At 62.6% G+C, this 5,320-nt stretch carries 6 protein-coding genes; 4 read left to right on the top strand and 2 right to left on the bottom strand.

The window, feature by feature from the left end; genetic code table 11:
- Positions 1-105: 105 nt before the first annotated feature.
- The 3 genes from ACEW8Q_RS04430 to ACEW8Q_RS04420 all read left to right on the top strand — a co-directional run bounded on the left by ACEW8Q_RS04430 (position 106) and on the right by ACEW8Q_RS04420 (position 2,626).
- On the top strand, positions 106-840 hold the full coding sequence (locus tag ACEW8Q_RS04430) for a 16S rRNA (uracil(1498)-N(3))-methyltransferase (RefSeq protein WP_373502846.1): 735 nt from the start codon (positions 106-108) through the stop codon (positions 838-840).
- A gap of 82 nt (positions 841-922) precedes the next feature.
- The gene (locus ACEW8Q_RS04425) at positions 923-2,305 is read left to right on the top strand and encodes a glutamate--cysteine ligase (protein WP_373502845.1); all 1,383 of its coding nucleotides are present in this window, start codon (positions 923-925) and stop codon (positions 2,303-2,305) included.
- Between the two features lie 114 nt (positions 2,306-2,419).
- The gene (locus ACEW8Q_RS04420) at positions 2,420-2,626 is read left to right on the top strand and encodes a hypothetical protein (RefSeq protein ID WP_373502844.1); all 207 of its coding nucleotides are present in this window, start codon (positions 2,420-2,422) and stop codon (positions 2,624-2,626) included.
- A gap of 70 nt (positions 2,627-2,696) precedes the next feature.
- Here ACEW8Q_RS04420 and ACEW8Q_RS04415 read toward each other — a convergent pair whose 3' ends face one another.
- Positions 2,697-3,938: a serine hydrolase domain-containing protein gene (locus ACEW8Q_RS04415; RefSeq protein ID WP_373502843.1), complete on the bottom strand. Its 1,242-nt coding sequence runs from the start codon at positions 3,936-3,938 to the stop codon at positions 2,697-2,699.
- 124 nt (positions 3,939-4,062) lie between these two features.
- On the bottom strand, positions 4,063-4,956 hold the full coding sequence (locus ACEW8Q_RS04410; RefSeq protein ID WP_373502842.1) for a LysR substrate-binding domain-containing protein: 894 nt from the start codon (positions 4,954-4,956) through the stop codon (positions 4,063-4,065).
- A 157-nt stretch (positions 4,957-5,113) separates the two neighbouring features.
- Here ACEW8Q_RS04410 and ACEW8Q_RS04405 point away from each other — a divergent pair.
- Positions 5,114-5,320: DUF1127 domain-containing protein (locus ACEW8Q_RS04405; RefSeq protein WP_373502841.1), on the top strand; the 207-nt coding region annotated here is incomplete at its 3' end.

Below are 5,320 nucleotides of genomic sequence, written 5' to 3'. Positions count from 1 at the left end.
GCGGCGGGCAGCAGCCGGTCCGCCCAATGGCCGGGCAGCGCGTCGGCGACACCTCGATCGTTGCGGCTGGCATCGGTCATGGGCGCGGTGTACATGAAGGCATTCATGAAAACCACCCCTCGCCTCCACCTCGATGCAGCGCTGTCTCCCGGCCGGGAAGTCGATCTCCCGCGCGAGCAGGCGCATTATCTCACCGGCGTGCTGCGCCTCAGCAGCGGAGACCCCGTCTCGGTCTTCAATGCCCGCGACGGCGAATGGCTGGCCTATCTCGCCACCGTCTCGAAGAAGACCGCCAGCATCCGCTGCGAGCGCCGCGTTTCGGAGGTGAAGCCGCCACCCGACATCGATTATGTCTTCGCGCCCCTGAAGCACGCGCGGCTGGACTATGTTGTGCAGAAGGCGACCGAACTCGGCGCCCGCAGGCTGAGGCCCGTCATCACCCAGCGCACCATTGCGGAGCGCGTGAACCTCGATCGCATGACGGCGAACGTGATCGAGGCGGCCGAGCAATGCAATCTCGTCTTCGTGCCGGAGGTCCATGAACCGGTGAAACTGCCGAAGCTCCTGCACGAGTGGGAGCAGGGCAGGGCACTCGTCTATTGCGACGAGACGGCGGCGATTGCCAATCCCGTGGAGGCGCTGAAACTTCTCAAAGCCCCTGCCGCCATCCTGATCGGCCCCGAAGGGGGATTCACGGTCGAGGAAAAGGCGCTGCTGAAATCCTGTACCTTCGTCACCGCCATTTCGCTCGGCCCCCGCATCATGCGGGCCGATACCGCGGCCGTTGCCGCTCTCACCCTGGTGCAGGCTGTGCTGGGCGACTGGCATCACAATTCCTGATGGATCGTCGTCAAATCTTTGTCTTGCCCGATGAAACCGTCCCGCCTACATCCTCGGACACATTTTTGACAGGAAGTATCTCGTGAGCGGACCCACCCCCGACACGCCAAAAGCCCGGCAACCGATCGAATCCAAGGCACAGCTCATCGAGGAACTCTCCTCCGGCTCCAAACCGAAGGACCAGTGGCGGATCGGCACCGAGCACGAAAAGTTCCCTTTCCTCACCGACACGCTGGGGCCTGTTCCCTATGAAGGACAGCGTTCCATCCGGGCACTCCTTGAAGGCCTGCGCGACCGTTTCGGCTGGACCGGTGTCTACGAGGGCGACAACATCATTGCGCTGTCCGATCCCGACGGCCTCGGCAACGTCTCGCTTGAGCCGGGCGGCCAGTTCGAACTGTCCGGCGCGCCGCTGAAGACCGTCCACGACACTTGCGAGGAAGTCCATGAACACCTGAGCGAGGTGCGCGAGATCGGCGACAGGCTCGGCATCGGCTTCCTCGGCCTTGGCGCATCGCCCATGTGGACGCGTGCCGAAACGCCCGTCATGCCCAAGGGGCGCTACGGCATCATGGCGCCCTACATGGACAAGGTCGGCAAATATGGCCGCGACATGATGTTCCGCACCTGCACGGTGCAGGTCAATCTCGATTTCGCTTCCGAAGCCGACATGGTGAAGAAGCTCCGCGTGTCGCTGGCGCTGCAGCCCATCGGAACGGCACTCTTCGCCAACTCGCCCTTCCTCGAAGGCAAGCCCAACGGCTTTCTCTCGTTCCGTTCGGAAGTCTGGCGCGACACCGACAACCAGCGCTCCGGCATGCTGCCCTTCGCCTTCGAGCCTGGCATGGGCTTCGAGCGCTACGTGGACTATGCGCTCGACGTGCCGATGTATTTCGTGATGCGCGATGGCAAGTACATCAATTGCGCCGGCGAGAGCTTCCGCTCCTTCCTCGATGGCAAGCTGCCGCAGCTTCCGGGCGAGAAGCCGGTGGTGAAGGACTGGGCCGATCACCTGACGACGATCTTCCCCGAGGTGCGTCTCAAGAAATACCTCGAGATGCGCGGCACCGATTCAGGCCCGTGGTGGCGCCTCTGCGCGCTGCCCGCCCTATGGGTTGGCCTGCTCTATGACCAGGCCGCTCTCGATGCGGCATGGGACATGGTGAAGGACTGGACTGCGGAAGAACGCCAGAAACTCCGTGACGACGTTCCCACGCAGGCGCTGAATGCAACGATCCGTGGACGGAGCGTTCGCGACATGTCACGCGACGTTCTGGCGATCTCTCGCGCCGGACTCCTCGCGCGGAACGAGCTGGGCTGCAAGGGCAAGACCGAAGCCGCCTTCCTCGACGTGCTGGACGAGACGGTTTCAACCGGCAAGACCGCCGCGGAAAACCTGCTGTCCCTTTATCACGGCAGCTGGAACGGCGACATCACCCGCGTGTTCAGGGACTTCGCTTACTAGGCCGCAACCTCCGCCCTTTTTCGTGCGGAATTGCCAACGCACCGCCATGAGCAACTGCCGGGTTGCATTGGAACGTGCTATCGGCAATTCTCAGCTTCAGGGTTAGGAGGGTTCATGTCCCGATACAGGAGCGAGACAAGAAGTCATGGTCCGAGCGCCAAGCGGCTTCTCCAGCAGCGGCTTGAGCGTGAGGCCATGGGAGATGAAGCCTACAAGAAAATGATCTCCTACAACGACGAACGCGGCTTCAGGCTGTTCGGCATCTTCTTCATCGCGTTGTTTGCCGCCATTGTATTCGGCTTCGCATGGCTGGGCTATTAGACATTCCTCCGCCGAGAGCCTCCTCGCCCTCTATGTTGACGGCGTCTTCCGGGACTTCGCTTGATGAAGTCTATTGTGCCGGCTGCACGTGCGTTTCTCCGAGGATGGCCGTGTCTCCGGTGGCGGCCACGTAGGCGTCGCGGATCATGAGGCTGATCTTGTCCACCGTGCTGGTGGAACTGTTCAAGCCTGCCGCGATGACGAGGCCGTGCTTCGGGAAATAGGCATAGAGCACGCGGTTACCCATGGTGCCGCCCTCGTAGGCCCAGATGTACTGACCGGGGCCGAACATGGATTTCATCACGCCCAGCCCGAAGCCCTTGGGATCGTCCTTCGTCACATCCGCGATGGGCGCACCCGTCTTCATCGACACGATGGAGCCAAGTTCCTTGCGCTGGGCCTCGTCCAGAATGTTTCCGGTAAAGAGAAGCCGTGCCCAGCGCGTCACGTCCCCGGGGGTGGCAACCGCGCCGCCCGCACCTTGCGCCCATGACATGTCGGACCGGCTGACGTCCTTGCCCAGCATCGGCTCCATCGGCTTCTGCTCCGGCGCGAGCGCGAAGAGATAGCCCGGGACCAGCCTGCTGGCGACGGCGTCGGGATAGTGCGTGGCCCGGTAGTAAGTATCGGTCAGGCCGTGGCCCGTGAGAATGCGGGATGTGACATGATCCTCGAAGGGCTTGCCCGTGGCGCGTTCGATAATCATCTGCACAAGGATGAAATTGGTGTTGGAGTAGTCGTATCCCCTGGTTGGCGGCGGTGAGCCGGAGAGCGCAGGATCGACGAAACTGACGAGCTGCGCCGTGCTGAAGTAGCGGCCGATGCCGTTTGCCGCGAAGGCCTTCATGAAGGCATCGGTGTCATCGTAGGTTGGAATGCCCGACGTCATGGTGAGGAGATGGCGGAGCGTCTTGTCCTTCCATTCCGGATACTCGGGAAGCCAGGCACCGATCGGCGCGTCGAGCGAGAGAACGCCCTCCTTAACCAGTTGGAGAACCACCGTTGCCGTCATCGACTTGGTGATGCTGCCGATTTGGAACAGCGTGGCTGACGTGACGGGGGCTGCTTCTGCGTCCGCCGACATCCTGCCGGCAACGGCATTGAGGTTGGGGCTCGCTCCATCGAGGCTGACGCTCAGCGAGACGGCCGTGAAACCCTCCTCCTTCGCGTGCTCCGCCAGATACTGATCCGCGATCTTCTGAAGTTTCGGCTGAAGCTCGGCGCTTGCGGCCAGGACCGTGGCCGGAAAGGCGATGACGGATGCCATTGCCAGCGCGGCAAGGCCTGTTCTGAAGAAGAGAAACAAAAACATGTGCTGCCCCGAGAATTTTTCCCGCAGGGGCAAGGTTATCGGATGGCGGCATCGGAAAGCAAGTTACCCGTTCGCGCCCGGCAGACGTCGGTTTCGAAGATTGTGCCGGTCATGGAAGGCGGCCTCACTCCGCCGCCATCATCCCGGATGAATTGAGATTGGCAAGGCTATCGGTCACGTGCCGGGCCAGGGCTTCGACCGCCGAACTCGGACGGCCGGGTTTCCGCACGAGGCCGATGTCGAATGTGCCGAGCGGTGGAAAGCCGTCTTTCTCGGTCAGCACGCGCATGCCGGGGCGCACGCACAGGTCGGGCACGGCACCGACTGCAAGTCCGGACTGGACGGCGGCGTTGACCGCGTTGGAATTGGGGCTCGAATAGGCGATGCGGTACTTGCGGCCCAGCTTTTCAAGTGACTTCAGCACCATCGAGCGCCACTCGCAGCCCGCGTGCGAGACGGCGACCGGCACGACTTCGAGAAGATGGGTCGAATGCCGCGAGGACGTCACCCACACCAGCGGCTCGCGGCGCACCGGTTCGTCGGTGACGATGTCGCAGCCGAAGGTGACGAGCGACAAGTCCATTTCGCCTCGCCTCGTGCGCTCATAGAGAACGCTCGTGCTCACGCAGTCGACATCGACCGTCACCAATGGATGCGTGCGGGCAAAGCGCGCGAGAATTTCGGGGAGAAAGCGGTCGGCATAATCGTCCGGCGTGCCGAAGCGCACCGTGCCGGTGAGTTCGGGCCGGGTGAAGGTCGAGACCGCCTCGTCATTCAGCGCCACAAGCCGCCGCGCATATTCGATGAGCCGCTCGCCATCGGGCGTGAAGCGGCTGGCCCGCCCATCCCGCGCGAACAAGGGGCGCCCCAGCGTCTCCTCCAGCCGCTTCATCTGCATCGAAACCGCGGACTGTGTCTTGTTCACCTCTTCCGCCGCGCGGGTGAAACTCCCCGTGTCGGAGATGGCGAGAAAGGTCTTCATCAGGTCGATATCGAGGTTGGGGATCATGGCGGCCATCCATCAACTTATGTGATGACTAATATAAAATACATTCGTTGGAGAAATCAATTGGAAACTGGCATCCTCCACTCATCGCAACAGTGATGGCCATCCGGAATCGGGTGGATCGACGCGGAGGGGAATGGTCTTCTCCGCGGCTGAGGAGGACTTTGCCATGAGAGACTATGCCCTGAACCACGCCCGGTCGTTCGAAGCCGCCGGAGCCCTTTCGGTCTTCGGCCGGCTGCTCCGTAACTTGCGGGCCAGGCGCGCCGTGACGCGCCTCGACCGGCTCGATGACTACATGCTGCGCGACATCGGCGTCACGCGGGACGAAATCCGCTGGGCCGCCGGCCTGCCGCTGTCGGTCAATGCGGCGCTG

The sequence above is a fragment of the Aestuariivirga sp. genome (genome assembly GCF_041738905.1).
GTDB lineage: Bacteria > Pseudomonadota > Alphaproteobacteria > Rhizobiales > Aestuariivirgaceae > Aestuariivirga.
Note: the sequence above shows the minus strand (reverse complement) of the source record. Positions and strands in the feature narration are given on the sequence as shown.

What these genes read in the sequence shown, in the direction of transcription:
- ACEW8Q_RS04415 (WP_373502843.1), bottom strand. Translation starts at nt 3,938, where the DNA reads ATGTTTTTGTTTCTCTTCTTCAGAACAGGCCTTGCCGCGCTGGCAATG.
- ACEW8Q_RS04410 (WP_373502842.1), bottom strand. Translation starts at nt 4,956, where the DNA reads ATGGCCGCCATGATCCCCAACCTCGATATCGACCTGATGAAGACCTTT.
- ACEW8Q_RS04430 (WP_373502846.1), top strand. Translation starts at nt 106, where the DNA reads ATGAAAACCACCCCTCGCCTCCACCTCGATGCAGCGCTGTCTCCCGGC.
- ACEW8Q_RS04420 (WP_373502844.1), top strand. Translation starts at nt 2,420, where the DNA reads ATGTCCCGATACAGGAGCGAGACAAGAAGTCATGGTCCGAGCGCCAAG.